Origin of the sequence: Burkholderia sp. LA-2-3-30-S1-D2 (assembly GCF_001523915.2) — a bacterium.
GTDB lineage: Bacteria > Pseudomonadota > Gammaproteobacteria > Burkholderiales > Burkholderiaceae > Burkholderia > Burkholderia diffusa.
On record NZ_CP013384.1, the window covers coordinates 769,255 to 792,809 of the forward strand.

Consider the following 23,555-nt stretch of genomic DNA (forward strand, 5'->3'; position numbering starts at 1 on the left):
TGCCGCCTAGCGCGGCAGCGTGTGTTCGTACATGTAGCGCCTCGACCACGGCAGCGTTTTCGCGCTGCGTCCGGCCTTGCGGCACACGATCTGAAAGATCGACACGTCGTCGTGCTCGAACGCATACGCGCAACCGGCGAGATACACGCGCCAGATGCGGAATTTTTCGTCGTCGACGAGCGTGCGCGCCTCTTCCGCCTTCGCCTCGAAGTTCTCGGTCCAGATTTCGAGCGTGCGCGCATAGTGCCGCCGCAGGCTTTCGACGTCAATCGCCTCGAGCCCGCCGCGCTGCGCCGCTTCGAGCGCGAGGCTGATGTGCGGCAGCTCGCCGTCCGGGAACACATAGCGGTCGATGAATTCGCCGCCGCCGAGCGCCGTTTCGCCGCTTTCCGCGTCGGTCGACGTGATCCCGTGGTTCATCGCGATGCCGTCGTCGGTCAGCAGGTCGCGCACGCGCGAGAAATAGAGGGGCAGGTTCTTGCGGCCGACGTGCTCGAACATCCCGACGCTCGTGATGCGGTCGAACTGTCCCTCGATCTCGCGGTAGTCCTGCAGGCGGATCTCGATCTTGTCCTCGAGCCCGGCGGCTTTCACGCGCGCGGTCGCGAGATCGAACTGGTTCTGCGACAGCGTCACGCCCAGGCACGTCGCGCCGAACTTCTGCGCGGCGCGCAGCACGAGCGCACCCCAGCCGCAACCGATGTCGAGCAGGCGCTGGCCGGGCTCGAGCCGGATCTTGGTCAGGATATGGTCGATCTTCTTGATCTGTGCGGTCGCGAGATCCTCGTCGCCGTTCTCGAAGTACGCGCACGAATACACCATGTTTTCGTCCAGCCACAGCCGGTAGAACGCGTTCGAGACGTCGTAGTGATACTGGATCGCCTTCTTGTCGGTGTTTTTCGTGTGATTGAAGTAGCGCTTCACGCGCGCGAGCTTGCTCGCACTGGTGACCGTGCTGCGCGCGAGCGAGTAGCTGATGTTGATGATGTCCGACAGCCTGCCCTCGATGTCGATCTTGCCCTTCACGTACGCCTCGCCGAGATTGTCGAGGCTCGGTTCGAGCAGAAGCGGCAATGCCGACGCGCTGTTGACCTTGAGCGTGACCTGCGGCGCGCTGAAGGTGCCGAAATCGAGTTGATCGCCGTTCCACAGCACGAGTCGCGCCGGTATGTTCGCTTTCGCCCGTACTTCGTCCGCCCACTGTGCCAGCTTCTTTTCCCAGAACATTTGGATTCTCCGTTTGTTCGTTGAATCGAATACAGCCAAGTATCTTGACCGGCGCACGCCCCTTGCGAGGCGGGCGCCCGGATGCAACACGAGACACGGCCGGCGCGCGCCGGCACCACGGCAGACGCGCTTACGGCGACAGGCGCGAGATCGTCCAGCCCGACCCTGCCGCGTCGTCGCGCGTATAGAGCAGGCGGTCGTGCAGCCGCGACGGGCGGCCCTGCCAGAACTCGATCGCGTCGGGCACGACGCGGTAACCGCCCCAGTGCGGCGGGCGCGGCGGGTTCTCGCCGTAGCGTTCGGTCACGGCCTTTTCACGCGCTTCGAGCGTCGCGCGGCTGTCGATCACGGCGCTCTGATCGGACGCCCACGCGCCGATGCGCGAGCCGAGCGGGCGCGACGCGAAATAGCGGTCGCTTTCGTCGGCGCTGGTTTTCTCGATCCGGCCTTCGATGCGCACCTGGCGCTCCAGCTCGATCCAGTAGAACAGCAGCGCCGCGTGCGGATTGGCGGCGAGATCGCGGCCCTTGCGGCTTTCGTAATTGGTAAAGAAGACGAACCCGCGTTCGTCGACACCCTTGATCAGCACGATTCGGGCCGACGGCCGGCCGTCGTCGCCGACGGTGGCGAGCGTCATCGTGTTGGGCTCGGGGAGCTTGGCGGCGAGCGCCTCCTTGAACCAGCGATCGAACTGGGCGAAGGGGTTCGGGGCGGCGTCGGCTTCGTCGAGCGAAGCACGCGAGTAATTGATGCGGAGATCGGCGAGAGTCGTCATGTTATGCAAACGCTTCAATCTGGGGCCAGTATAGCGAACGCGCGAGAATCGTGCGTGCACAGGGGCGCGTGCCGGCGGGGAGTTCAGGCAAAATAGAGGGCTGCACGACTTACGTTTTCCTTGCTGCCATGCCCGCTGCCGACACTGCCCCGCACAGTTCTTCTGATCTTACCCCGAGCCCGACAATCCAGCTTGACGTGGATCGCGAGCGCCGCTTCGGCGGCATCGCGCGCCTGTACGGCGCCCCCGCGCTCGCGGCGTTCGAACGCGCGCACGTCGCCGTGATCGGCATCGGCGGCGTCGGGTCGTGGACGGCCGAGGCGCTCGCACGCAGCGCGATCGGCACGCTGACGCTGATCGATCTCGACAACGTCGCGGAAAGCAATACGAACAGGCAGATCCACGCGCTCGACGGCAATTACGGCAAACCGAAGGTCGACGCGATGGCCGAGCGGATCGCGCTGATCGATCCCGCTTGCCGTGTGAACCGGATCGAGGATTTCGCGGAACCCGACAACTTCGACGCAGTGCTCGGCGGCGGCTTCGACTACGTGGTCGACGCGATCGACAGCGTGCGCACGAAGGTCGCGCTGATCGCGTGGTGCATCGCAAAAGGGCAGCCGCTCGTCACGGTCGGCGGCGCGGGCGGGCAGCTCGACCCGACACGCATCCGCATCGACGATCTCGCGCTGACGATCCAGGATCCGCTGTTGTCGAAGGTGCGCGCGCAGCTGCGCAAGCAGCACGGCTTTCCACGCGGGCCGAAGGCGCGCTTCAAGGTCAGCGCCGTGTATTCGGACGAGCCGCTGATCTATCCGGAAGCGGCCGCGTGCGACATCGAGGACGGCGCGGAGCCGTCCGCCGCCGCGCATGTCGCGGGGCTCAACTGCGCGGGGTTCGGTTCGAGCGTATGCGTGACCGCGAGCTTCGGCTTCGCGGCCGCCGCGCATGCGCTGCGCGCGATCGCGGCGCGGGCCGCGGGCTGATCGGGGAACCGGTCGACGCGCAAGGCAATGTCGCGGCGCGGCAGACCTGCCGCGCGCGGCAACGCGATTCGGCCAGGCCATCGCGGCCCGGCCGGTCGTTCGTCAGTTGAGCGCCATGCTCAGCTTTCGCCGCCATGCGGCGACGAGTTCGGGGCGATCGCCCGCCAGCTCGAACACCGAGATCATCGTGCGGCGGCCGAGGTCGTCGCCATACGCGCGGTCGCGCAACACGATTTCCAGCAACTGCTCGAGCGCACCTTCGTATGCGCGTCGCGCGATCAGGCTCTGCGCGAGGTCGAAGCGTGCCTCGAGATCGGCGGGGTTCGCCGCGATGCGTGCTTCGAGCGCGTCGGTCGGCGGCAGGTCGGCCGTCGCGTCGAGCGCATCGAAACGGGTCTTGATCGCCTGATAGCGCGGATCGGCGCTTTGTACCGTCTGCGGCGACAGGCGCTCGGCCTCGGCGCGCGCGGTGTCCACCTGGTTGTTCGCGAGCAGCAGTTCGATCAGGTCGAGCCGTGCGTCGTCGAAGCCGGGGTTCAGCGCGAGCGCCGCTTCGAGGTGGGTGAGCGCATCGTCGTAGCGCGATTCGGCGATCGCATATTGCGCGGCGCGGCGTTCGGCTTCGTCGGGCGCCGGCAGCAGCCGGTCGAGGAACGCGCGCAACTGGCCTTCCGGCAGCACGCCGATGAACTGGTCGACGGGACGCCCGTCGGCGAACGCGATCACGTGCGGGATGCTGCGCGTCTGGAAGTGCGCGGCGAGTTCCTGGTTTTCGTCGACGTTCACCTTCACGAGCTTCCAGCGGCCTTCGTAGTCGGCTTCGAGCTTTTCGAGCAACGGACCGAGCGTCTTGCAGGGGCCGCACCACGGCGCCCAGAAGTCGACCAGCACGGGCGTGTCCAGCGACGCCTCGATGACGTCTTTCTCGAAAGTGGCAAGCGTGGTGTCCATGTCGTTCTCTTCCGTTCGAATGTCGTCAGGATGGGGGCAGCGTGCCCCTTTTTCAACGCGGTTTCGATTCGGGCAGCGGAATCCACTCGGTTTCGCCTGGCACCTTGCCCATTTCCTGGTTCGTCCACGCCCGTTTCGCGCGCTCGATCGCGTCGCGGCTGCTGGCGACGAAGTTCCATTCGATGAAGCGCTCGCCGTCGATCTTCTCGCCGCCCAGCAGCATCGCGCGCGCGCCGCTGCCGCTCGCGAGCGTGACAGTGGCGCCGGGCGCGAGCACGGCCATCTGTTCGGCCGGCACCTGCGTGCCGTCAATCGAGAGGTCGCCGTCGACCACGTAGACCGCGCGCTCCTCGTGCGACGCGTCGAGTTCGAGGCGGCCGCCGGCCGCGAATTCGGCGGCCACGTACAGTGTGCGCGAGAACGTTTTGACGGGCGAGCGCAGGCCGAACGCGTCGCCGGCGATTACCGTCAGCGACACGCCGTTCTCGTCGCGCTTGGGCAGCGTGTCGGCCGCATGGTGCTCGAACGACGGCTCGGTGGTCTCGTGGGCGACGGGCAGCGCGACCCAGGTCTGGATCCCGTGCACCGTGTGGCCGCTCGCGCGCTGAGCGTCGGGCGTGCGCTCCGAATGGACGATGCCGCGACCGGCCGTCATCCAGTTCACGTCGCCCGGCACGATCTCCTGCAGCGAGCCGAGGCTGTCGCGGTGCAGGATCGCGCCGTCGAACAGGTAGGTGACGGTGGCGAGCCCGATGTGCGGGTGCGGGCGCACGTCGAGCCCGGTGCCGGCCGGCAGCGTCGCGGGCCCCATGTGATCGAAGAAGATGAACGGACCGACGAGGCGCGCGGCGAGCGCGGGCAGCGTACGGCGCACCTGCAGGTTGCCGATGTCGCGGATGTGCGGCTTGAGCAGGGCTTTGATCGAATCGGTCATGGCGGCCTCGTGGGCAACGGCTGGAATGCCGGTCATTGTACTGGCGGCGCGGCGGCGACGCGCGTGTCGGGGGCGCGTGCGAAATGATTCCCGCGTGATGCGGACGTGCGGGCACGAGTCGTGCGAGCGCCATGTCGTTGTGCCCGTCGCCGATTCCATGCGCGCCGCGCGGGTATCGGGCCGCACGGCGAAATTCGGTAGACTGGTCGGCTTCAGGAAACCATCCGACAATTGAGGAGACGCCGATGATGGCCACGAAGGACTTGCTGCTCGCGCTGGTCGTGATCGTGGCATGGGGCGTGAACTTCGTCGTGATCAAGGTCGGCCTGCACGGCATGCCGCCGATGCTGCTCGGCGCGCTGCGCTTCACGCTCGCGGCGGTGCCCGCGGTGTTCTTCGTGCGCCGGCCGCAGATTCCGTGGCGGATGCTGATCCTGTATGGCGCGACGATCCAGCTCGGCCAGTTCGTGTTCCTGTTTACCGGCATGTACGTCGGTATGCCGGCCGGCCTCGCGTCGCTCGTGCTGCAGTCGCAGGCATTCTTCACGCTCGTGTTCGCGATGCTGTTCCTCGGCGAGCGGCTGCGTGTGCAGAACCTGATCGGGCTCGCGATCGCCGCGGGCGGGCTCGTCGTGATCGCGGCGCAGGGCGGCCGCGCGATGACGCTCGCGGGCTTCCTGCTGACCATCTGCTCGGCCGCGATGTGGGCGTTCGGCAATATCGTCACGAAGAAAGTCGGCAAGGCCAATCTGGTGTCGCTCGTCGTGTGGGCGAGCCTCGTGCCGCCCGTGCCGTTCTTCCTGCTGTCGCTCTGGTTCGAGGGGCCGCAGCGGATCGGGGCCGCGCTGGCCGGGCTCGACGGCGCGTCGATCTTCGCGGTCGTCTATCTCGCGTTCGTCGCGACGCTCGTCGGCTACGGCTTGTGGAGCCGCCTGATGTCGCGCTATCCGGCCGCGCAGGTCGCGCAGTTCTCGCTGCTGGTGCCGATCGTCGGGCTGGCGTCGTCGGCGCTGCTGCTCGACGAGCATCTGACGCACGCGCAACTGATCGGCGCCGCGCTCGTGATGGGCGGGCTCGCGGTGAACGTGTTCGGCGCAAAGCTGGTGCGCCGCTTCGCGGCGTCGTGACGCGCCGGCACGCAGCGCGTGCCGGCGGCGGGGAAGGCGGCCGGGTCAGGCCATCCGGTTCTTCGCGAGCGGCGGATTCGCGGCGAAGTAGCGTTTGATGCCGCGGAAGATCGCGTCGGCCATCTCGTCGCGATAGCTGTCGTCGTTGAGCCTGCGTTCTTCGTCAGGGTTGCTGATGAACGCGGTCTCGACGAGGATCGACGGAATGTCGGGCGCCTTCAGCACCGCGAACCCGGCCTGCTCGACCGAGCCCTTGTGCAGCTTGTTGATGCCGCCGACTTCCTTCAGCACGTAATTGCCGTAGCGCAGCGAATCGCGGATCTGCGCGGTCGTCGACATGTCGAACAGCGCGCGGCTGACGGCCGCGTCCTGTGTCTTGATGTTGATGCCGCCGATCAGGTCGGACGAGTTCTCCTTGTTCGCGAGCCAGCGTGCCGCTGCGCTCGACGCGCCGTGGTCGGACAGCGCGAACACCGACGAGCCGCGCGCGGACGGCGTCGTGAACGCATCCGCGTGGATCGACACGAACAGGTCGGCGCCGACGCGGCGCGCCTTCTGCACGCGCACGTTCAGCGGCACGAAGAAGTCGGCGTCGCGCGTCATCATCGCGCGCATGTTCGGCGCGCCGTCGATCTTCGCGCGCAGCTTCTTCGCGATGTCGAGCGCGATGTGTTTCTCGTACGTGCCGCCGCCGCCGATCGCGCCCGGATCCTCGCCGCCGTGGCCCGGATCGATCGCGACCGTCAGCAGGCGCACGGTGCCGCCCTTGCCCGATTTCGGCGCGGTGAACTTGTAGGTGTCACCGTCGTCTTCGCTGTCGTCGCGGCGTGCGATGACGGGCGGCGGCTTGATGGCCGGCTTCGCGGGCGAGGAAGGTGTCGCGGCGGCCGGTGGTGTGCGCGGCTTGGCGGGCGTGTTCTGCGCGAAGCGCTGGAAGAACGCGTCGCTGTTGTCGTTGCCCGCGACGGGCGGCGTCGCCGGCCCGTTCAGCGCGCTCGGCGGCTGCATCTGCTGCGCGCGCGCCGTATCGTTGAGCGCTTGCTCCTTGCGCTCCGTCTGCGCGATCAGGTCGGTCAGCGGATCGGGCGCGACGGCCGGATACAGGTCGAACACGAGCCGGTACTTGTAGGTGCCGACCGGCGGCAGCGTGAACACCTGCGGCTTCACCGAACCTTTCAGGTCGAACACCATCCGCACGACGTGCGGCTGATACTGGCCGACGCGCACCGACTGGATCTGCGGATCGTTCGGCGCGATCTTCGACACGAGGTCGCGCAGCGCCTGGTCGAGATCGAGCCCGTTCAGGTCGACGACGAGCCGGTCGGGACCCTGCAGCAGTTGTTGGCTATTCTGCAGCGGCTGGTCGGATTCGATCGTGACGCGCGTGTAATCGCGCGCGGGCCACACGCGCACGCCGAGCACCGACGATGCGTGCGCGAGCCGCGGCGCGACGAGACCGAGCACGAGCGTCGACGCACCCGCGCGCAGGATCTGGCGGCGCCGCCAGTTGTGCGTCGCGGTGGCCGCCGATTCGATCGAGCGGAACGGTTTGATCAACATCTTTCGAGACATGCCTTTCCTGAAGCGCTGAACGCCCGGACGGTGAGGGCGCGGCCGTCGCCATCCACGTCGAGCGAGAAAACCAGATCGGGCACGCCGAGCAGGGTGCCCGCCTGTTGTGGCCATTCGACGAGGCAAATCGCGCTGGAATTGAAATACTCGCGAAAGCCGGCGTCGGACCATTCGGCCGGATCGTTGAATCGATACAGATCGAAGTGATAGACCTCAAGTTCCCCATCGTCGCGTGCGAATGCGTAAGGTTCGACGAGCGTGTAGGTCGGGCTGCGCACGCGCCCCGGGTGGCCGAGGCCGCGCAGGATCGCGCGCACGAGGGTCGTTTTGCCCGCGCCGAGGTCGCCGATCAGCTGGATTTGCAGCCCGTCGAATGCGTGTGCATGGGCAAGTTCGCTGCGTGCCGCGTCGAGCGCGTGCGCGAAGCGGGTGCCGAAGGCCTCGGTCGCCGCTTCGTCGGCGAGTGCGATCACGCGCTCCGCGAGCGGGACGGGCAGCGTGTCGGCATGAGGCGTATGGGACGTGGCTGGCATTCTCGTAAAATAGTGCGATGAACCGATTACCGGAACTCGCCGCATCCGACAGGCCTTCGACACATGCCGAAGGCGCGGCACCGTGCGCGCTCGATGATGCGACGTTGACAGCGCTCGCCGCTCGCATCAGGGCGTGGGGGCGCGAATTGGGTTTCGGGGCGATCGGCATCAGCGATACCGATCTCTCGGATGCCGAAGCAGGCCTCGCCGCCTGGCTGGAAGCCGGGTACCACGGCGAAATGGATTATATGGCGAAACACGGGATGAAACGCGCGCGGCCGGCCGAACTTGTGGCCGGTACGCGACGCGTGATCTCCGCGCGGCTCGCCTATCTGCCGGCCGAAACGCTTGCCGCCGACGCGCCCGATGCGTCATCTGGCGCGCTCGTGCCGCACGACTGGCGCGCACGCGAGCGTGCGCGTCTCGACGATCCGCAGGCGGCCGTCGTGTCCATCTATGCACGCGGCCGCGACTATCACAAGGTGCTGCGCAACCGGCTGCAGACGCTCGCGGAGCGCATCGAGCAGGAGATCGGCGCGTTCGGCTACCGCGTGTTCACCGATTCGGCGCCGGTACTCGAGGTCGAGCTCGCGCAGAAGGCCGGCGTCGGCTGGCGCGGCAAGCACACGCTGCTGCTGCAGCGCGACGCGGGTTCGCTGTTCTTCCTCGGCGAGATCTATGTCGACGTTCCGCTGCCGACCGACGCGCAAACCGCGCCCGACGTCGCGCCCGAGACACCCGGCGCGCACTGCGGCAGTTGCACGCGCTGCATCGGCGCGTGCCCGACCGGCGCGATCGTCGAACCGTATCGTGTCGACGCGCGCCGTTGCATTTCCTACCTGACGATCGAACTGAAAGGCAGCATTCCGGAGCCGCTGAGGCCGATGATCGGCAACCGCGTATACGGCTGCGACGACTGCCAGCTCGTGTGCCCGTGGAACAAGTTCGCGCAGGCCGCGCCCGTCGCCGATTTCGACGTGCGGCACGGTCTCGACCGCGCGACGCTCGTCGAGCTGTTCGGCTGGGATGCGGAATCGTTCGACACGCGGATGCAGGGGAGCGCGATCCGGCGCATCGGTTACGAAAGCTGGCTGCGCAATCTCGCGGTCGGGCTCGGCAATGCGCTGCGCGCGCCGGCCGACCGGCTCACGCCCGATGCGCGCGACGCGATCGTCGCCGCGTTGCGTGCACGGGCCGACGATCCGTCGCCGGTCGTGCGCGAGCATGTCGAATGGGCGCTGCGTGCCGCATGAAGGCGGCGTAAAGTGTCGGCGGCGCGCGGCGGCGCCGCGCGTTTCACCGGTGAGGAGAAGCTCATGTTCAACGCAGTCATCGACGCACCGTTCGGCAAGGTCGGCATTCGCACCGATGCCGCGGTGGTGCGCGAGATCGTCTATCTGCCCGAGTCGGTCAGATCGGTCGATCCGGACTCGCCACTCGCGAAACGTGCGGTCGAGCAGATCGAACGTTATTTCGAGCGCGCGTCGGCGCGTTTCGACCTGCCGCTCGCCGACGTCGGCAGTGCCTTCCAGCATCGCGTGTGGAACGTGATCAGCGACATTCCGCCGGGCGCGGTGCTGACCTACGGGCAGGTCGCGAAGCGGATCGGCAGTGCGCCACGCGCGGTCGGCCAGGCGTGCGGCGCGAACTATTTCCCGCTCGTGATTCCGTGTCATCGCGTCGTGGCGGCAGGCGGCCTCGGCGGCTTCGCGAACCACGACGACAATGGCTATTACCAGAAAGTGAAGCGCTGGCTGCTGGCGCACGAAGGCGTGCCGTACTGATGAGTGAACCCTTGCTTTCTCCCGACCCCGCGCCCGGCGCCGACAGCGACGAGGCCGCGGCATCGCCCGCGCTGCTCGCGAGCCGCGCGTCGATCGACGTGTTCTGCGACGCGCTGTGGCTCGAGCACGGGCTCGCGCGCAACACGCTCGATGCGTACCGGCGGGATCTGACGCTGTTTTCGCAATGGCTGGCCGCGACGCACGACGCGTCGCTCGACTCGGTCGACGAAGCGATGGTGACCGGCTACATCGCCGCGCGCAGCGACGGCAAGGCGACATCGTCGAACCGGCGGTTGTCGGTGTTCCGTCGCTATTACGGCTGGGCCGTGCGCGAGCATCGCGCGAGCGCGGACCCGACGCTGCGCATCACGTCGGCGAAACAGGCCGCACGGTTTCCATCGACGCTGTCCGAGGCGCAGGTCGAAGCGCTGCTCGGCGCGCCCGATATCGGCACGCCGCTCGGCCTGCGCGATCGCACGATGCTGGAGCTGATGTACGCGAGCGGCCTGCGCGTGAGCGAACTCGTCATGCTCAAGACCGTCGAGGTCGGGCTCAACGAGGGTGTCGTGTGCGTGATGGGCAAGGGCTCGAAGGAACGGCTCGTGCCGTTCGGCGAGGTTGCGCACGGCTGGATCGAGCGTTACCTGCGCGACGCGCGGCCCGTGCTGCTCGGCGCGCGCGCGGCCGACGCGCTGTTCGTGACCGGACGCGGCGACGGGATGACGCGCCAGCAGTTCTGGAACATCATCAAGCGCCACGCGCAGCAGGCCGACGTTCGCGCGCACCTGTCGCCGCATACGCTGCGGCACGCGTTCGCGACGCATCTGCTGAACCACGGCGCCGACCTGCGCGTCGTGCAGCTGCTGCTCGGCCACAGCGACATCTCGACCACGCAGATCTACACGCACGTCGCGCGCGAGCGGCTGAAGACGCTGCACGCGCAGCACCACCCGCGCGGCTAGCGCGGCGCGCGTCGGCCACATGCGGGATGCGGCCCGCACCCGCGCGTCACGCGAGTTCGCGCAGCTTGTGCTTCAGCACCTTGCCCGTCGATGCGGCGGGCAGCGCATCGAGCACGCGGATGCGCGCGGGCCGCTTGTAAGGCGCGAGCCGTTGTGCGCACCATGCCTGCAGCGCGTCCTCGGTCGCGGTCGCGCCCGGCACCAGCTCGACGAACGCGAGCACTTCCTCGTTGCCCTCGACCGCGCGGCCGACGACGGCTGCCTGCACGACGTCCGGGTGCGCGGTCAGCACCTGTTCGACTTCGACCGGATAGACGTTGAAGCCCGAGCGGATGATCAGCTCCTTGCTGCGGCCCGCGATCGTCACCGAGCCGTCGGCTTCCTGGCGCGCGAGATCGCCGGTGCTCAGCCAGCCGTCCGGAGACACGGCCGCGCGCGTGGCCTCCGCGTTGCGGTAGTAGCCGAGCATCACGTTCGGCCCGCGCACGCGGATTTCACCCACTTCACCCTGCGGCACGTCCGTGCCGTCCGGCGCGACGATCCGCATCTCGACGCCCGGGATCGGCACGCCGACCGAGCAGTCGGCACGCGGCGCGTCGAGCGGCGTCTGCGTGATCGTCGGGCTGCTCTCGGTCATTCCGTAGCCGTTGTGCAGCGGCACGCCGTACATGCGCTCGACGCGCGCCTTCAGGTTGGCGTCGAGCGGCGAGCCGCCCGAATACGCGAAACGCAGCCGCGGCGCGTGCCACGCGTGCGCGTGCGTGTGCAGGTGCTCGAGGAGCTTCGCGTGCATCGCGGGTACACCCTGGAAGATCGTCACGCCTTCGTCGGCGAGCGCGATGCGCACGGCCTCCGGCGAGAAGCGCGGTGCAAGCCGCAGCGTCGCCCCCGCGTACAGGCTGCCGAGGCAGACCGACGCGAGCCCGTACACGTGCGACACCGGCAGCACCGTATAGACGACGTCGTCCGGCGACACGCGGCGCAGCGCGCTCGACGTCGCCGCGATGAACAGCAGGTTGCGGTGCGACAGCATCACGCCTTTCGGCGCACCCGTCGTGCCGGTCGTGTAGATCAGCGCCGCGCATTGCGCGGCGCCATCGGCCACCACCGGTTCGTCGGGCGCGCGCGTGTCGACGCGGTACGACCACGCGCCGATGTCGACCGGCAGCGTGTCGGCCGGCGTCGCGTCGTGGCGTGCCGCGTGTGCGCGCGCATCGGGCGACGCCTCGGTCGCGAATGCGATCAGCTTCGGCCGCGCGTGCGCGGCGATCGCATCGAGTTCGCCGGCCGACAGCCGGGCGTTCGACACGAGCGCCCATGCGTCGACGCGCGCGGCCGCGAACAGCAGCACGATCTGCGCGACGCTGTTTTCCGCGACGATCATCACGCGATCGCCGCCGTGCACGCCAAGGCGCGCGAGCCGCTCGGCGGCCGCATCGACCGCTCGCGACAGCTCGCCGTACGACAGGCGGCGCGCGTCCTCGATCAGCGCCGGATGCGCGGGCGCTTGCGCGGCCCAGCGGGCGGGCACGTCGGCGATGCGGTCGGGCAAGGCGGCGAGCAACGCCGGGACGTCGAGCGGCGCGGATGAACGGACAGGCGAGGACATGGCGTCTCCAGAAGAAGGGCCGGGCGGCGGCGCGGCCAGTTTTGCGAACGATCGTGCCATGACGGCGGGCGCGCCACAATCGGTCAATCGGGCAATAGCGCTTCGCGATGTCCGCAATGATGACGGGCGGACTGACTGACGGACAGGTGCGCCGCGGCGACGGGTGCTCGCCACGGATACCGGTGCAAAAGGGCCGCGAGTATACCGCCGGTGCGCGGCACGCAGCCGCGAAGACGAGACAGGGCGATCGTGGGTTGACGCCCGCCCGCCGGTCGTTCGCCATTAAAATGCCGCCATGAGCAAATCCAGACACGTGTCCGAGACACCCGCGACCCAGCTGCTGCGCCGCCACGGCGTCGCCTTCGGCGAGCATCCGTACGATTACGTCGAGCATGGTGGCACCGGCGAGTCGGCGCGCCAGCTCGGCGTCGACGAGCACTGCGTCGTGAAGACGCTGGTGATGGAGGACGAGCACGCGAAGCCGCTGATCGTGCTGATGCACGGCGACCGCACGGTGTCGACCAAGAACCTCGCGCGGCAGATCGGCGCGAAGCGCGTCGAGCCGTGCAAGCCCGACGTCGCGAACCGCCATTCCGGCTATCTGGTCGGCGGCACGTCGCCGTTCGGCACGCGCAAGACGATGCCCGTGTACGTCGAGTCGACCATCCTCGAATTGCCGACGATCTACCTGAACGGCGGCCGTCGCGGTTATCTCGTCAGCCTCGCGCCGGCGGTGCTCACGACGCTGCTCGGCGCGACGCCCGTGCAGTGCGCAAGCGTCGACTGAGGGTTTCACCTTCGTGGCAGGCCGTGCTCGTTCGGTAGAATGGGCGCCGTTTCGGCCGGTCGGACCGCACGACCGGCCGAAACGGCCTCCCGGCGGTTCGCCGCGACGGCGCCCGCCGCAACCGGCCGGCATGCCGCGTCCGGCCGCCAATTCACCGATACGTTGAAAGAAGAGTTCTCCGCATGCAGATCCTGCTCGCCGCACTTGTTGCCTACCTGATCGGTTCGGTGTCGTTCGCCGTCGTCGTCAGCGCCGCGATGGGCCTGGCCGATCCCCGTTCGTACGGGTCGAAGAATCCCGGCGCGACCAACGTGCTGCGCAGCGGCAACAAGAAGGCCGCGATCCTGACACTCGTCGGCGACGCATTCAAGGGCTGGCTCGCCGTCTGGCTCGCGCGGCACTTCGGGTTGCCTGACGTCGCCGTTGCGTGGGTCGCGATCGCCGTGTTCCTCGGCCACCTGTATCCGGTGTTCTTCCGCTTCCAGGGCGGCAAGGGCGTGGCGACCGCGGCCGGCGTGCTGCTCGCCGTGCATCCGGTGCTCGGCCTGGCGACCGCGCTGACCTGGCTGATCGTCGCGTTCTTCTTCCGCTATTCGTCGCTCGCGGCGCTGGTGGCGGCCGTGTTCGCACCGGTGTTCGACGTGTTCCTGTTCGGCACCGGCCACAACCCGGTCGCGTGGGCCGTGCTCGCGATGAGCGTGCTGCTCGTGTGGCGTCACCGCGGCAACATCTCGAAGCTGCTGGCGGGGCAGGAAAGCCGGATCGGCGACAAGAAGAAGGCCGCGTCCGACGGCGGCGCGCAGGACGGCGGGAAGGCCTGAGGAAGGGGGGTGACTGCCGCCGCCCGCAGGGGCGCCCGGCATGCGGGGCCCGGCGGCGCGGCGTGACCGGCGACGCTGCGGTCGATGGCGTCGATCAGTCGCGGAAGTTGTTGAAGTCGAGCGGGGTGTCGGTCACGTCCTTGCGCAGCATCGCGATCACGCTCTGCAGGTCGTCGCGCTTCGTGCCGGCCACGCGCACCGCGTCGCCCTGAATGCTCGCCTGTACCTTGATCTTGCTGTCTTTCACGAGCCTGACGATCTTCTTCGCGAGGTCGCCCGTCACGCCCTTCTTCACGGTGACGATCTGCTTGACCTTGTCGCCACCGATCTTCTCGACCTTGCCATAGTCGAGGAAGCGCACATCGACGTTGCGCTTCGCGAGCTTGTTGATCAGCACGTCCTTGACCTGGCCGAGCTTGAAATCGTCGTCGGCGAACAGCGTCAGCTCGCGCTCCTTCTGCTCGACGCGCGCGTCGGAGCCCTTGAAGTCGAAGCGCGTCGAAATTTCCTTGTTCGACTGCTCGATGGCGTTCTTCACTTCGATCATGTTCGCTTCGGAAACGACGTCGAACGATGGCATGGCATTCTCCCTTGAGATGCGTGCGCCCGGCTCGCGCGCGGGCACTCGCTATAATTGCGGACTGTTTGCCATTTTACCGATGCCCTTCCGTTTGCCCAAGGCCGGCCGTAAGGCCGCCCGGCGGACGTGACCGCGAATGCCGATGCCTCCTGACGATTCCGCCCTGTCGCTGCTTCCCGACCATCCGCTTGCCGCGCACAATACGTTCGGCATCGCCGCGAAGGCGCGCTTTGCCGCGCGCATCACGCAGGCGGCGCAGTTCGAGGCGCTGCACCGAGACCAGCGCGTCGCGTCGCTGCCGCAGCTCGTGCTCGGCGGCGGCAGCAACGTCGTGTTCACGCGCGATTTCGACGGCGTCGTGCTGCTCGACGAGATCGCCGGCCGCCGCGTCCTGCGCGAGGACGACGACGCGTGGTACGTCGAGGCCGGCGGCGGCGAGACCTGGCACGCGTTCGTCGCGTGGACGCTCGAGCACGGGATGCCGGGCATGGAGAACCTTGCGCTGATTCCGGGCACCGTCGGCGCCGCGCCGATCCAGAACATCGGCGCGTACGGCCTCGAGATGAAGACCTGTTTCGACTCGCTGGTCGCCGTCGAGCTCGCGACGGGGCGCAGCGAGCGCTTCGACGCCGCGCGCTGCGCGTTCGGCTATCGCGACAGCTTCTTCAAGCGGGAAGGGCGCGGCCGGTTCGCGATCGTATCGGTGACGTTCCGGCTGCCCAAGCGCTGGACGCCGCGGCTCGGCTACGCGGACGTCACGCGCGAGCTCGATGCGCGCGGCATCGCGCCGGACGCGGCAACGCCGCGCGACGTGTTCGATGCAGTCGTCGCGATCCGCCGCGCGAAGCTGCCCGATCCGCTCGTGCTCGGCAACGCGGGCAGTTTCTTCAAGAATCCGGTGATCGACGCCGCGCAGTTCGACGCGCTGCGCGCGCGCGTGCCGGACGTGGTGTCGTATCCGCAGCCGGACGGGCAGGTGAAGCTCGCGGCCGGCTGGCTGATCGACCGCTGCGGCTGGAAAGGGCGCGCGCTGGGGGCGGCGGCCGTGCACGACCGGCAGGCGCTCGTGCTGGTGAATCGCGGCGGCGCGACGGGTGTCGAGGTCCTCGCGCTGGCGCGCGCGATCCAGGACGACGTGCGCGAGCGGTTCGGTGTCGAGCTCGAACCCGAGCCGGTGTGCCTGTAACGCGGTCTTTCGTACCGCGCATTTCATTCGCTTCCGCCGCGTACAAACAAAAAAGCGCCGATCGACGATCGGCGCTTTTTTTGCATGCCGCCGGATGCCGGCGGCGCTCGGGCGCTGCGGGGTGCTGCGATCAGTGCTTGAGCCGACCGAGCAGCAGGAACTCCATCAGCGCCTTCTGCACGTGCAGGCGGTTTTCCGCCTCGTCCCACACGACGCTCTGCGGGCCGTCGATCACGCCGGCCGTCACTTCCTCGCCGCGGTGCGCGGGCAGGCAGTGCATGAAGAGCGCGTCCGCGTTCGCATGGCCCATCATTTCCTCGTCGACGCACCAGTCGGCAAATGCCTGCTTGCGCGCTTCGTTCTCGGCTTCGAAGCCCATGCTCGTCCACACGTCGGTCGTCACGAGATCGGCACCCTTGCACGCTTCGTTCGGATCGTCGAACACCTCGTAGAACGGCGCGCTGTCCGGCGACACGAGCTTCATGTCGAGCGCATAGCCCGGCGGCGTCGACAGGCGCAGCTTGAAGCCGAGGATCTGCGCGGCTTCGATCCACGTATAGAGCATGTTGTTCGCGTCGCCGACCCACGCGACCGTCTTGCCGGCGATCGGGCCGCGGTGCTCGTAGTACGTGAAGATGTCGGCGAGCACCTGGCACGGGTGGTATTCGTTGGTCAGGCCGTTGATCACCGGCACGCGGGAGTTCTCCGCGAAGCGCTTGATGACCTCCTGCTCGAACGTGCGGATCATGATGATGTCGACCATCCGCGAGATGACCTGCGCGGAATCCTCGACCGGCTCGCCGCGGCCGAGCTGCGTGTCGCGCGTGCTCATGAACACCGCGTGGCCGCCGAGCTGGAAGATGCCGGCTTCGAACGACAGGCGCGTGCGCGTCGAGCTCTTCTCGAAGATCATCGCGAGCGTGCGGTCGTGCAGCGGGTGATAGGTCTCGTAGTTCTTGAACTTGCGCTTCAGGATACCCGTGCGTTCGAGCACGTACTCGTAGTCTTCCAGCGAGAAATCCTTGAACTGCAGGTAGTGACGAATGGTTTTGGCGGTCATGAAACGAAATACGGCGGGTCTGAACCGGCAGCGGAGCCGGACGGTGCCGCCGTCGGGTGTGGATAACTCAAAGCAGCATAAAGGATTTTCTGTGCTTTGACGAGCCGCGCCGAATACCGGGGCGCGATCGCGGCGCACACTGGAGGATGCCGGAAGAGGGGGCGCGAGACGACGCGCGATGTCGCGCTGCGGTATAATTCAAAAGTTTTCTCCAGCCCGGCAGGCAAGGCTCTTCGCGCTCTGCCGGACACAAGCCATGCGCTGCACAAATCCGGTGCGGCGCGTCGGCGGCACGCAGCGACGGCCTGTTTTCGGGATATCGGAGCGCGTCTGTCGTCGTCCACTCCAGCTTTGTGTTCGCGTATCCAGGCGCCGTCGCCTGGACATCGCCGGGCCGTCACTTGGGTAACCACATGGCTGAAACCCCTCCGACCGAATTCTTCATCCAGGGCATCACGAAAGACGGGAAAAAGTTTCGCCCGAGCGACTGGTCGGAGCGTCTGGCCGGCGTGATGGCCTGTTTCGGGCCGGGTGCGAGCGGGCCGAACGCGCGCCTGAAATATTCGCTGTACGTGCGCCCGACGATGCTCGGCGACCTGAAATGCGTGATCCTCGATTCCCGGCTGCGCGACATCGAGCCGATGGCGTTCGATTTCGTGCTGAACTTCGCGAAGGACAACAACCTCGTCGTCACCGAGGCGTGCGAGTTGCCGGACTACAACGAGAAGAAGTGAATTCGGCGGGCGAGGGGGGGCATCCCGCGCCCGCGCCTGACGGTCGCCCGGCGCGATGCGCAGGCGACGCGCAACAAAAAAGCCCGCCTAGGCGGGCTTTTTCGTGATCGCAGGAAACAGGAACGCCCGCGAGAGCGGGCGCGCCGGATTTACGCTGCTGCCTGCAGGCCCTTGACGGCTGCGGCGAGGCGGCTCTTGCTGCGAGCGGCCTTGTTCTTGTGAACGATCTTCTTGTCGGCGATCGTGTCGATCGTCTTCACGGCAGCCTTGAACAGCTCGGCAGCCTTTGCCTGGTCGCCGGCTTCAACAGCCTTGCGAACCGACTTGATCGCGGTACGGAATTTCGAGCGCAGCGCCGAGTTGTGCGAATTTGCCTTCGCGGCTTGGCGGGCGCGCTTGCGTGCTTGTGCGGAGTTAGCCATGACGGTTCCTTATCCTGTCCTGTTTCCAGAGCTTGGAGCCTGACGGCCAAGCGCTGCTTTTCGATCCGTCCCCTGAGAGCGATTGCCCAGGGGCGCATAAAAAACGGTGATTTTAACCGAGGCCGAGACATGAAAACGACAGGCGCCGTGCATGTAACAGGCTCAGAAACCGGCGATTATAGCAACAAAATCAAGCGCGTGGCAAGGTCAACGTGACGTCGGACGGACGGGGGCGCCGGCGACATGGGCCCTTTTCGGCATCCGTCCGTGCCGGGGCACGCAACGTCCGTATAATAAGCGCCCCATGAATCTATTCCGAGCCCTGCTGACGGTCAGCGGCTTCACGCTGCTGTCGCGCGTGACCGGACTGGCCCGCGAGACGCTGATCGCCCGTGCGTTCGGCGCCAGTCAATACACCGACGCATTCTACGTCGCTTTCCGCATCCCGAACCTGCTGCGCCGCCTGTCCGCCGAAGGCGCGTTCTCGCAGGCGTTCGTGCCGATCCTGGCCGAATTCAAGAACCAGCAGGGGCACGATGCGACCAAGGCGCTCGTCGACGCGATGTCGACCGTGCTCGCCTGGGCGCTCGCCGTGCTGTCGGTCCTCGGGATCGCCGGCGCGTCGTGGGTCGTGTTCGCGGTCGCGTCCGGCCTGCGTACCGACGGGCAGGCGTTCCCGCTCGCGGTCACGATGACGCGGATCATGTTCCCGTACATCGTGTTCATCTCGCTGACGACGCTCGCATCCGGCGTGCTGAATACCTACAAAAGCTTCTCGCTGCCGGCGTTCGCGCCGGTGCTGCTCAACGTCGCGTTCATCGCCGCGGCCGTGTTCGTCGCGCCGCACCTGAAGGTGCCGGTCTATGCGCTCGCATGGGCCGTCATCGTGGGCGGCGTGCTGCAGTTCATCGTGCAGCTGCCGGGGCTGAAGAAGATCGACATGGTGCCGCTGATCGGCCTCAATCCGGTGCGCGCGCTGCGTCATCCCGGCGTGAAGCGCGTGCTCGCGAAGATGGTGCCCGCGACGTTCGCGGTGTCGGTCGCGCAACTGTCGCTGATCATCAACACCAACATCGCGTCGCGGCTCGGGCAGGGTGCCGTGTCGTGGATCAACTACGCCGACCGCCTGATGGAATTCCCGACCGCGCTGCTCGGCGTCGCGCTCGGCACGATCCTGCTGCCGAGCCTGTCGAAGGCGCACGTCGACGCCGATTCGACCGAATATTCGGCGTTGCTCGACTGGGGGCTGCGCGTCACGTTCCTGCTCGCGGCGCCGAGCGCGCTCGCACTGTTCTTCTTCGCGACGCCGCTCACCGCGACGCTGTTCAACTACGGCAAGTTCGACGCGCACACGGTCACGATGGTCGCACGCGCGCTCGCGACCTACGGGATCGGCCTCGTCGGCATCATCCTGATCAAGATCCTCGCGCCGGGCTTCTACGCGAAGCAGGACATCAAGACGCCCGTGAAGATCGCGATCGGCGTGCTGATCGTCACGCAGATCTCGAACTACGTGTTCGTGCCGCTGATCGGCGCTGCGGGCCTCACGCTGAGCATCGGCGTCGGCGCATGCCTGAACTCGCTGCTGCTGTTCCTCGGGCTGCGCAAGCGCGGCATCTACCAGCCGTCGCCGGGCTGGCTGCGCTTCTTCGTGCAACTGATCGGCGCGGCGCTCGTGCTCGCGGGCCTGATGCACTGGTGCGCGATCAGCTTCGACTGGACCGGCATGCGCGCGCAGCCGCTCGATCGCATCGCGCTGATGGCGGCGTGCCTCGTGCTGTTCGCTGCACTATATTTCGGTATGTTGTGGGTGATGGGCTTCAAATACGCTTACTTCAGAAGGCGCGCCAAGTGACGACCGCAATGACCCGCGTCCTCGACTACTTCAGCACGCTCGTGGCGGACGACGACAGTCTGCCCGTCACGGAAGCCGCGCTGTCGCTGGCGCAGGACGCGTATCCCGACCTCGACCTGCAGGGCACGCTGGCCGAACTCGACATGCTGGCGGCGCGGCTGCGCCGGCGGCTCGCCGACGATGCGGACCTGAAGGGCCGCGTCGCCGCGCTGAACGACTTCTTCTTCCGCGAGCTCGGCTTCGCGTGCAATCACAACGATTACTACGACCCCGATAACAGCCACCTGAACGCCGTGCTCAAACGGCGGCGCGGGATCCCGATCTCGCTGTCGGTGCTGTACCTGGAGCTCGCCGAGCAGATCGGCGTGCCGGCGCGCGGCGTGTCGTTCCCCGGCCACTTCCTGCTGCGCGTGACGCTGCCGGATGGCGACCTGATCATCGATCCGACCAACGGCCATTCGCTGTCCGAAGCCGAAATGGTCGAGATGCTCGAGCCGTACGTCGCGCGTGCTGCGGGCGCGGTCGACAGCGCGTTGCGCGCGCTGCTGCAGCCGGCCACGAGCCGCGAGATCATCGCGCGGATGCTGCGCAACCTGAAGACGATCTACCTGCAGACGGAACGCTGGCAGCGGCTGCTTGCCGTGCAGCAGCGGCTCGTGATCCTGCTGCCGGAACAACTCGACGAGGTGCGCGACCGCGGCTTCGCCTATGCGCGGCTCGACTATCTGCGCCCAGCGCTCGAGGATCTCGAGCAGTATCTCGGCGAGCGGCCCGATGCGGACGACGCGACCGTCGTCGAATCGCAGGTGACCGAGTTGCGGCAGCGGATGCAGCGCGACGGCGAGGACTGAGCCGTCACGTCTCCCCGGAGCCCCGAACGTAAAAACGCCCGCATCGCGGGCGTTTTTCATTTGCAATTGCGTGGCCCTTACTTCGGCTGCATCCGGATCGCGCCGTCGAGGCGGATCACTTCGCCGTTGAGCATCGGATTCTCGACGATCTGGCGCACCAGCATCGCGTACTCGTCCGGTTTGCCGAGCCGCGGCGGGAACGGCACCATCGCGCCGAGCGCGTCCTGCACGTCCTTCGGCATGCCGAGCAGCATCGGCGTCTCGAACAGCCCGGGCGCGATCGTCATCACGCGGATGCCGTGGCGCGACAGATCGCGTGCGATCGGCAGCGTCATGCCCGCGACGCCGGCCTTCGACGCCGCGTATGCGGCCTGGCCGATCTGGCCGTCGTAGGCGGCGACCGACGCGGTGCTGACGATCACGCCGCGCTCGCCGCCGTCGTTCGGCGCGGTCGCAGCCATCGCAGCGGCCGCGAGCCGGATCATGTTGAAGGTGCCGACCAGGTTCACGTTGATCGCTTTCGCGAATACGTCGAGCGGATGCGCGCCGTCCTTGCCGACGGTCTTCGCGGCGGGCGCGATGCCCGCGCAGTTCACGAGGCCGCGCAGCGTGCCCGCGCGCGTCGCGGTGTCGACGGCCGCCTGCGCATCGGCCTCGCTCGACACGTCGCAGCGCACGAACACGCCGCCCAGCTCGCTCGCGAGCGCCGTGCCGGCCGCCTCGTTCAGGTCGGCGAGCACGACCTTGCCGCCGGCCTGCGCGAGCATGCGGGCCGTCGCGGCGCCGAGGCCCGATGCGCCGCCCGTGATCAGAAAGACGTTGCCGCGAATCTCCATCACTGTCTCCTTGGTTGGGTCCGATGCCGGTCGATCGGAGGAAAGGCGGTGCGCCGGTCCACGCGGCGCACGCGTTCGATCGATTGTACGGGGCGCCGTCGCACGCCGGCCAGTGCGGCACGGTCGTGCGAATCCAGGTCAGACGAAACGGTCGCGGCAGACGAAAAAAAGCCGCCCGGAAGGGCGGCTTGCGGTGCACGACGCGGTGCTTACTTCAGTGCGTCGAACGCACGCTCGCGGATTTCATCGACGCTGCCGAGGCCCGAGATCTTGCGATACTGCGGGGCTTTCAGGCCGTTTTCCTCGCCGCGCTGCGCCCAGTCGCCGTAATACTTGATCAGCGGCTTGGTCTGCGCTTCGTACACTTCGAGACGCTTCTTGACGGTTTCTTCCTTGTCGTCGTCGCGCTGGATCAGCGGTTCGCCCGTCACGTCGTCCACACCCTCGACCTTCGGCGGGTTGAACTTGACGTGGTACGTGCGGCCCGACGCCGGGTGCGTGCGGCGGCCGCTCATGCGCTCGACGATCTCCGAGAACGGGACGTCGATTTCGAGCACGTAATCGATCGCGACGCCGGCTTCCTTCATTGCGTCAGCCTGCGCGATCGTGCGCGGGAAGCCATCGAACAGATAGCCGTTCGCGCAATCGGCTTCCTTCAGGCGCTCCTTCACGAGACCGATGATCAGGTCGTCCGTCACGAGCTTGCCTTCGTCCATGAAGCGCTTCGCCTCGATGCCGAGCGGCGTGCCGGCCTTGACGGCCGCGCGCAGCATGTCACCCGTCGAGATTTGCGGGATGCCGAACTTTTCCTTGATGAAGTTTGCCTGGGTGCCCTTTCCCGCGCCGGGCGCGCCCAACAGGATCAAACGCATGGTGATATCTCCAGTATGTAGATTCGTGTGGCGAGACGCAAAAGCGTCGGCGACAACGTACGCGGGGCTTGCCTTGCGCGCGGCGGACCGGTCTGATGCGGCGCGTCGGCGAAAAGCGACGCGCGGCTGCCGGGGCGGGCCGTGGCGGGGTCAAGCGAGGACGCGCGGGTCGCGGACGGCTCGCACAATCGCCTGATTATGCCACGGGTTATTTTGAACCCGGCCGAAAAAGGGCCTGCACGCGTGCGAGATCGGCCGGCGTGTCGATGCCGGCTTCGGGCGCATGCTCGGTGATCAGCACTGCGATGCGCTCGCCGTGCCACATCGCGCGCAGCTGTTCGAGCTGCTCGGCCTGCTCGATCGGCGCCTGCGCGAGCGACGGATAGGTGCGCAGAAAACGCGCACGATACGCGTACAGGCCGATGTGACGATGGACCGGAAAGGCCGGCGCCGGCATGGCCGCGACGTCGGGCCAGTGCGGCTGGTACGCATCGCGGCTCCACGGAATCGGCGCGCGCGAGAAGTACATCGCGACGTTGCGCGCGTCGAGCGCGACCTTCACGATGTTCGGGTTGAACACATCGGCGGCGGCGTGGATCGGGTGCGCCGCGGTCGCGATCGCGCAGTCCGGATGCGCGGCGAGGTGCGACGCTACGTCGCGCACGAGCGCCGGGTCGATCAGCGGTTCGTCGCCCTGCACGTTGACGACGACGGTGTCGTCGCTCCACCCGAACGTCGCGGCGACTTCCGCGAGCCGGTCGGTGCCGGACGGATGATCGGCACGCGTCAGCACGGCTTCGAAACCGTGCTCGCGGGCCGCGTCGAGCACGCTCTGTGCATCGGACGCGACGAGCACCTGCTGCGCGCCCGCTTCGCGCGCGCGCTCGGCGACGCGCACGACCATCGGCTTGCCGCCGAGATCGGCGAGCGGCTTGTTCGGCAGGCGCGTCGACGCGAGCCGGGCAGGAATGACGGCGATGAAGGGCTGCGGATGAGTCATCGGGGCTGGGCGGTGAGGAGGGCGGGGCGGGCGGCGCGTCGAAGGCAGGCCGCCCGGGGCAGGGGCCGGCACGCGGCCGCAGCGAACCGCG

24 protein-coding genes are annotated in these 23,555 nt (G+C 67.6%); 11 read left to right on the plus strand and 13 right to left on the minus strand.

The features are described from left to right. Nucleotides 1-6: 6 nt before the first annotated feature. On the minus strand, nt 7-1,227 hold the full coding sequence (locus WS66_RS16175) for an SAM-dependent methyltransferase (protein WP_059607982.1): 1,221 nt from the start codon (nt 1,225-1,227) through the stop codon (nt 7-9). 130 nt (nt 1,228-1,357) lie between these two features. Beyond that, nucleotides 1,358-2,002 (minus strand): pyridoxamine 5'-phosphate oxidase, encoded by a 645-nt coding sequence (gene pdxH, locus WS66_RS16180; protein ID WP_059607983.1) that lies wholly within the window; start codon nt 2,000-2,002, stop codon nt 1,358-1,360. Between the two features lie 128 nt (nt 2,003-2,130). Between pdxH and tcdA the strand changes: the two genes are divergently transcribed. Further along, nucleotides 2,131-2,988: a tRNA cyclic N6-threonylcarbamoyladenosine(37) synthase TcdA gene (gene tcdA / locus WS66_RS16185; RefSeq protein ID WP_059607984.1), complete on the plus strand. Its 858-nt coding sequence runs from the start codon at nt 2,131-2,133 to the stop codon at nt 2,986-2,988. Between the two features lie 102 nt (nt 2,989-3,090). Here the strand turns inward: tcdA and trxA are convergent, their stop codons facing one another. Beyond that, complete coding sequence (trxA, locus tag WS66_RS16190) at nt 3,091-3,939, minus strand: thioredoxin (protein WP_059607985.1); 849 nt, start codon at nt 3,937-3,939, stop codon at nt 3,091-3,093. Nucleotides 3,940-3,991: 52 nt separating this feature from the next. Beyond that, nucleotides 3,992-4,873, minus strand: a complete 882-nt coding sequence (locus tag WS66_RS16195) for a pirin family protein (protein ID WP_059607986.1) — start codon at nt 4,871-4,873, stop codon at nt 3,992-3,994. 248 nt (nt 4,874-5,121) lie between these two features. Here WS66_RS16195 and WS66_RS16200 point away from each other — a divergent pair, with 248 nt between their 5' ends. Further along, on the plus strand, nt 5,122-6,000 hold the full coding sequence (locus WS66_RS16200; RefSeq protein ID WP_174906360.1) for an EamA family transporter: 879 nt from the start codon (nt 5,122-5,124) through the stop codon (nt 5,998-6,000). 45 nt (nt 6,001-6,045) lie between these two features. Here WS66_RS16200 and WS66_RS16205 read toward each other — a convergent pair whose 3' ends face one another. Both WS66_RS16205 and tsaE read right to left on the minus strand, forming a co-directional pair. Next, a complete protein-coding gene (locus WS66_RS16205; protein ID WP_059607988.1) occupies nt 6,046-7,572 on the minus strand; it encodes an N-acetylmuramoyl-L-alanine amidase in 1,527 nt (508 codons plus the stop codon). Next, complete coding sequence (tsaE, locus tag WS66_RS16210) at nt 7,554-8,105, minus strand: tRNA (adenosine(37)-N6)-threonylcarbamoyltransferase complex ATPase subunit type 1 TsaE (protein ID WP_059607989.1); 552 nt, start codon at nt 8,103-8,105, stop codon at nt 7,554-7,556. Before tsaE ends, WS66_RS16205 begins: the two co-directional genes overlap by 19 nt. A 17-nt stretch (nt 8,106-8,122) precedes the next feature. On the opposite strand from tsaE, the gene queG reads away from it, so the two are divergent. The 3 genes from queG to xerD all read left to right on the plus strand — a co-directional run bounded on the left by queG (nt 8,123) and on the right by xerD (nt 10,851). After that, the gene (queG, locus tag WS66_RS16215; RefSeq protein ID WP_059607990.1) at nt 8,123-9,358 is read left to right on the plus strand and encodes a tRNA epoxyqueuosine(34) reductase QueG; all 1,236 of its coding nucleotides are present in this window, start codon (nt 8,123-8,125) and stop codon (nt 9,356-9,358) included. Nucleotides 9,359-9,421: 63 nt separating this feature from the next. Further along, on the plus strand, nt 9,422-9,889 hold the full coding sequence (locus WS66_RS16220; protein ID WP_059608017.1) for a methylated-DNA--[protein]-cysteine S-methyltransferase: 468 nt from the start codon (nt 9,422-9,424) through the stop codon (nt 9,887-9,889). Beyond that, complete coding sequence (xerD, locus tag WS66_RS16225) at nt 9,889-10,851, plus strand: site-specific tyrosine recombinase XerD (protein ID WP_059607991.1); 963 nt, start codon at nt 9,889-9,891, stop codon at nt 10,849-10,851. The genes WS66_RS16220 and xerD overlap by 1 nt, the downstream gene beginning before the upstream one ends. Nucleotides 10,852-10,897: 46 nt before the next feature. On the opposite strand, the gene WS66_RS16230 is transcribed toward xerD, so the two are convergent. After that, the gene (locus tag WS66_RS16230; protein ID WP_059607992.1) at nt 10,898-12,460 is read right to left on the minus strand and encodes a class I adenylate-forming enzyme family protein; all 1,563 of its coding nucleotides are present in this window, start codon (nt 12,458-12,460) and stop codon (nt 10,898-10,900) included. A 295-nt stretch (nt 12,461-12,755) separates the two neighbouring features. Here WS66_RS16230 and ybaK point away from each other — a divergent pair, with 295 nt between their 5' ends. Together ybaK and plsY are read left to right on the plus strand one after the other, a co-directional pair. Continuing rightward, nucleotides 12,756-13,247: a Cys-tRNA(Pro) deacylase gene (gene ybaK, locus WS66_RS16235; protein WP_059607993.1), complete on the plus strand. Its 492-nt coding sequence runs from the start codon at nt 12,756-12,758 to the stop codon at nt 13,245-13,247. Nucleotides 13,248-13,429: 182 nt separating this feature from the next. Next, nucleotides 13,430-14,068, plus strand: coding sequence for a glycerol-3-phosphate 1-O-acyltransferase PlsY (plsY, locus tag WS66_RS16240; protein ID WP_059607994.1), 639 nt, complete (start codon nt 13,430-13,432; stop codon nt 14,066-14,068). A 94-nt stretch (nt 14,069-14,162) separates the two neighbouring features. Here the strand turns inward: plsY and WS66_RS16245 are convergent, their stop codons facing one another. Continuing rightward, nucleotides 14,163-14,648, minus strand: a complete 486-nt coding sequence (locus WS66_RS16245) for a YajQ family cyclic di-GMP-binding protein (protein ID WP_006762345.1) — start codon at nt 14,646-14,648, stop codon at nt 14,163-14,165. Between the two features lie 136 nt (nt 14,649-14,784). Between WS66_RS16245 and murB the strand changes: the two genes are divergently transcribed. Further along, nucleotides 14,785-15,834 (plus strand): UDP-N-acetylmuramate dehydrogenase, encoded by a 1,050-nt coding sequence (gene murB, locus WS66_RS16250; protein WP_059607995.1) that lies wholly within the window; start codon nt 14,785-14,787, stop codon nt 15,832-15,834. Between the two features lie 130 nt (nt 15,835-15,964). Here the strand turns inward: murB and argF are convergent, their stop codons facing one another. Continuing rightward, nucleotides 15,965-16,894, minus strand: coding sequence for an ornithine carbamoyltransferase (gene argF / locus WS66_RS16255; RefSeq protein WP_059607996.1), 930 nt, complete (start codon nt 16,892-16,894; stop codon nt 15,965-15,967). A 413-nt stretch (nt 16,895-17,307) separates the two neighbouring features. On the opposite strand from argF, the gene WS66_RS16265 reads away from it, so the two are divergent. Next, the gene (locus tag WS66_RS16265) at nt 17,308-17,628 is read left to right on the plus strand and encodes a DUF3579 domain-containing protein (RefSeq protein ID WP_006762342.1); all 321 of its coding nucleotides are present in this window, start codon (nt 17,308-17,310) and stop codon (nt 17,626-17,628) included. 149 nt (nt 17,629-17,777) lie between these two features. On the opposite strand, the gene rpsT is transcribed toward WS66_RS16265, so the two are convergent. Continuing rightward, nucleotides 17,778-18,050 (minus strand): 30S ribosomal protein S20, encoded by a 273-nt coding sequence (gene rpsT / locus WS66_RS16270; protein WP_006482211.1) that lies wholly within the window; start codon nt 18,048-18,050, stop codon nt 17,778-17,780. 259 nt (nt 18,051-18,309) lie between these two features. Between rpsT and murJ the strand changes: the two genes are divergently transcribed. Together murJ and WS66_RS16280 are read left to right on the plus strand one after the other, a co-directional pair. Next, a complete protein-coding gene (gene murJ, locus WS66_RS16275; RefSeq protein ID WP_442859300.1) occupies nt 18,310-19,905 on the plus strand; it encodes a murein biosynthesis integral membrane protein MurJ in 1,596 nt (531 codons plus the stop codon). Between the two features lie 8 nt (nt 19,906-19,913). Next, complete coding sequence (locus tag WS66_RS16280; RefSeq protein WP_059608018.1) at nt 19,914-20,756, plus strand: SirB1 family protein; 843 nt, start codon at nt 19,914-19,916, stop codon at nt 20,754-20,756. 77 nt (nt 20,757-20,833) lie between these two features. Here the strand turns inward: WS66_RS16280 and WS66_RS16285 are convergent, their stop codons facing one another. The 3 genes from WS66_RS16285 to kdsB form a co-directional block, all read right to left on the minus strand. Then, nucleotides 20,834-21,592, minus strand: coding sequence for a 3-hydroxyacyl-CoA dehydrogenase (locus WS66_RS16285; RefSeq protein ID WP_059607998.1), 759 nt, complete (start codon nt 21,590-21,592; stop codon nt 20,834-20,836). A gap of 209 nt (nt 21,593-21,801) precedes the next feature. Next, nucleotides 21,802-22,464 carry an adenylate kinase gene (gene adk / locus WS66_RS16290; RefSeq protein WP_059607999.1) on the minus strand — a complete coding sequence of 221 codons (663 nt, stop codon included), beginning with the start codon at nt 22,462-22,464 and terminating at the stop codon, nt 21,802-21,804. A 208-nt stretch (nt 22,465-22,672) separates the two neighbouring features. Further along, the gene (kdsB, locus tag WS66_RS16295; protein ID WP_059527793.1) at nt 22,673-23,464 is read right to left on the minus strand and encodes a 3-deoxy-manno-octulosonate cytidylyltransferase; all 792 of its coding nucleotides are present in this window, start codon (nt 23,462-23,464) and stop codon (nt 22,673-22,675) included. Nucleotides 23,465-23,555: the final 91 nt, after the last annotated feature.